The 2,153-nt window shown below is 70.0% G+C and carries 3 protein-coding genes; 1 reads left to right on the forward strand and 2 read right to left on the reverse strand.

Features of this window, described 5'->3' with window-relative positions; translation table 11 throughout:
• Positions 1-15: 15 nt before the first annotated feature.
• The gene (locus ABZ281_RS46925; protein WP_356664677.1) at positions 16-399 is read right to left on the reverse strand and encodes a DUF5997 family protein; all 384 of its coding nucleotides are present in this window, start codon (positions 397-399) and stop codon (positions 16-18) included.
• 58 nt (positions 400-457) lie between these two features.
• Between ABZ281_RS46925 and ABZ281_RS46930 the strand changes: the two genes are divergently transcribed.
• A complete protein-coding gene (locus ABZ281_RS46930) occupies positions 458-1,213 on the forward strand; it encodes a LysR family transcriptional regulator substrate-binding protein (RefSeq protein ID WP_356664679.1) in 756 nt (251 codons plus the stop codon).
• 19 nt (positions 1,214-1,232) lie between these two features.
• Here the strand turns inward: ABZ281_RS46930 and ABZ281_RS46935 are convergent, their stop codons facing one another.
• On the reverse strand, positions 1,233-1,985 hold the full coding sequence (locus ABZ281_RS46935) for a DUF4142 domain-containing protein (RefSeq protein ID WP_356664681.1): 753 nt from the start codon (positions 1,983-1,985) through the stop codon (positions 1,233-1,235).
• Positions 1,986-2,153 lie beyond the last annotated feature (168 nt).

Here is a 2,153-nt window from a genome sequence, read left to right on the forward strand (position 1 = left end):
GGAAGGGCGCTCGGGTCAGGCCTGACGTTCGGCGTTCTTCTTCTTGATCCGGGCCGATTCCTTGCGGACCTCCGCCTGGGTGGCGCGCTCCCGCTCCAGCCACTCGGGGCCTTCCTGCTTCAGCGCCTCGATCTGCTCGGTGGTGAGGGGCTCGGTGACACCCGCGCGGGCGAGGCCCGCGATGGAGACGCCGAGCTTCGCGGCGACCACCGGCCGGGGATGCGGGCCGTTGAGCCGCAAGTCCTGCAGCCACTGCGGCGGGTTCGCCTGGAGCTCGTTGAGCTCGGCACGCGAGACGACACCCTCCCGGAACTCGGCGGGTGTGGCCTCGAGGTACACACCCAGCTTCTTCGCCGCGGTCGCGGGCTTCATCGTCTGGGTGCTCTGGTGCGACGTCATGCCGTCAAGCGTATCGAGCGTGTGCACGACCTCCGACCACGGCCGGTAACCTGGCGAGGTGACAGGCTCGGATGCAACCCCCTCGTTCCGGCTCGCCTACGTCCCCGGCGTGATGCCCGACAAATGGGTGCGCATCTGGAACGAGCGGCAGCCCGACGTCCCGCTGACCCTCACGCAGGTGCCCGCCGGAGCGGCGGCCGAGCGGCTGCTGGGCGGGGACGCCGATGCGGGCCTCGTCCGCACGCCCGTGGACCGTGAGGTCTTCAGCGCGATCCCTCTCTACACCGAGCAGACGGTCGTCGTCGTGCCCAAGGATCACCTGGTCACCGCCGTCGACGAGGTCGCGCCGGAAGACCTGGCCGACGACATCGTGCTGCACCCCCTCGACGACGTCCTCGACTGGGAGAGCCTGCCCGGGCGGCCGGCCCACGAACGTCCCGCCACCACCGCCGACGCCATCGAACTGGTCGCTGCCGGCATCGGTGTGCTCGCCGTCCCGCTGTCGCTCGCCCGCCTCCACCACCGCAAGGACCTCACCCACCGGCCCCTCAAGGAGGCCCCCGAGTCGAGCGTGGCGCTGGCCTGGCCCGAGGCCGCGAAGACGGACCGGATCGAGGACTTCATCGGCATCGTCCGAGGCCGCACGGTCAACAGCACCCGGGGGCGTCAGCAGCCTCCCGCGCAGGAGAAGCCCGGGCGCGCGGAGAAGGACGGAACTCGGAGGAAGCCGACGGGCACGAAGCAGCGCAGGGGGTCCGGCGGGACCACCAAAGGCACCAAACGCAATTCAGGTAAACCCCGCCGCCGTTCCTAGCCGCTTCCCGTAGCCCCGCTCACCCCGCCGACGGAGACGGCAGCAGTGCGTTCGGAGCCTCCGTCCGCAGATCATCCAGTTCCTTGGGGATCTTCAGCGTCAGGACGGGCGAGCCCGGCTGCGGGGGCGGCGGCGTCGTCTGTTCCTGCGGCATCTTGGGCGGGCTGGTCTGCATGAGGTTGACCTGCTCGTGGTTGACCAGGCCCGTCTTCTCCAGGACGGTGATGTGGTCCAGCACGGTGGAGTTGGCCTGGTCGGCGAGCTGACGTACCAGCGTGTTCCTCGTGTTGGCGCGGATCTTGGCGATCGTCGAGAAGATCTGGCCGTGCGTGACCCGCATGATGCTCACCGCGGTGGAGTCGAACTCCTGCCCTTGCGCGCCCTCCACGGTCGCCACGAACTGCTGCTGCTGCGGCGACGCCTGGTTGGGCAGCGTGATGCCCAGCTCGGGGGCGATCCTGCGGCAGGCGATGTCGAGCCGCCCGTGCCCGACGACGAGGTGTTCGCCGGCCTCCTTCATGGCGGCCGACCCTCCGCGCTGCATCACCAGTGCGCCCAGAGGGCTCTCCCACAGCCCGGCCGCGCGCACCTTCACCACGAAGTCGCGGTCCGCCTCGGTCAGGGGCCCGTACTGGGTGTTGGCGATGATGCGGTCCTGGCCGGAAGCCGTGTTCTGCACGCCCAGCATGCTGGGGTAGGCGAGCGCGGTCAGCGTAAGGATCAACGCACCGCCCACGAACGCGGTTCCTGCCGTGCTGCGCGAGATGCGCATCGTGCCTCCTGGAATATCAACGGCCCAACACCAAGAGGTACGGATGGCGGGGGCGAAACAATCACCCCTGCCGCAAAAAAGTTGGGGCATGCGCGGCGCCCGCCGCGGACGTCGCACACGCCCGGCCGGGCGGGCGCTCAGGGCTTGCACGAAGCCGCTCCCGCGGTC

This window comes from Streptomyces sp. NPDC006265 (assembly GCF_040613555.1).
In the GTDB taxonomy this organism is placed as follows: Bacteria; Actinomycetota; Actinomycetes; order Streptomycetales; family Streptomycetaceae; genus Streptomyces.